Below are 714 nucleotides of genomic sequence, written 5' to 3'. Positions count from 1 at the left end.
TGTCATGAGCCGGGCCCGTGCGGCGGCTGCGGTGCTGATCTGAGCGGGGCCGTGCAGGTGGGTGTGGAACGGCGGCAGGTGTTCGACCTGCCCCCGATCCGGGTGCGGGTGACCGAGCACCAGCTGATCACGCGGCGGTGCGGCTGCGGAACCAGCACCTGCGCGAAGCCGCCGCAAACGGCGACGGCGCCGGTGCAGTACGGGCCCCGGATCGCCGCGATCATCGTCTACCTCTACGTCGGGCAGTTCCTGTCCCGCAAACGCACCGCCCAGGCGTTGGCCGAGTTGTTCGGCACCCCGGTCTCGGAAGCCACCGTGGCGACGATGACCCGGCGCGCCGCGAACGGTCTGACCGGTTTCCTCGACACGGTCGCCGACCGCCTCGCCGACGCGGAAGTGGTCGGGTTCGACGAGACCGGGCTGCGCGTTGCGGGCGGGTTGGCCTGGGTGCACTGCGCCCGCACCGACCGCTACACGCTGATCACCTGCCACCCCAAACGCGGCCGCGACGGTATCGCCGCCGCCGCAGTTCTGCCCCGGTTTCGCGGCATCGCGGTGCACGATGCGTGGGCCCCGTATGACACCTACCTCGATGCTGCACACCAGCTGTGCTGCGCGCACGCGGTGCGGGAACTACGCGCCGCCGCCGAAGCCGCACCCACCCGCAACGGCTGGCACTGGGCCACCCAGGGCCAGGACGCGCTCACCGCCATC

At 71.8% G+C, this 714-nt stretch carries 1 protein-coding gene; it reads left to right on the top strand.

What is annotated here, in order from left to right:
• Positions 1-714: IS66 family transposase (locus CFP66_RS46890; RefSeq protein ID WP_198962160.1), on the top strand; the 714-nt coding region annotated here is incomplete at both ends.

This window comes from Pseudonocardia sp. MH-G8 (assembly GCF_002262885.1).
Taxonomy (GTDB): domain Bacteria; phylum Actinomycetota; class Actinomycetes; order Mycobacteriales; family Pseudonocardiaceae; genus Pseudonocardia.
Note: the sequence above shows the minus strand (reverse complement) of the source record. Positions and strands in the feature narration are given on the sequence as shown.